We start from the raw sequence: 249 nt of genomic DNA on the forward strand, positions 1-249 counted from the left end.
GCATCGTTCGGGTCGTGACCGGGGGCCGCGTAGGCAGCCGTCGCCGGTTGCTGCGACTTCACGATAGCCGGGCCAAGATCGCCCGGCAGCGGTGGCCCTAGTTCGGGAACGGCAGGCAGCAACGCCGGCGGCAGCTTGGAATAGTCCGTCGGCAGCGCATCCAGTCCTTCCGACTTTGACACGCGATCGACGTTGTAAAGCTCGGTCTGCTCGCCTGTGCTGCGTCGATGAGGTTGCAGCGACCACATC

General features: G+C 65.5%; 1 protein-coding gene. It reads right to left on the bottom strand.

All coding sequences use genetic code 11. The features are described from left to right. Positions 1-249, bottom strand: a 249-nt coding sequence (locus AC1RPU_RS08415; RefSeq protein ID WP_481769717.1) for a hypothetical protein, incomplete at both ends; no start/stop codon positions are given.

Source organism: Dellaglioa sp. CoH-55-MRSF-7, from assembly GCF_056782235.1.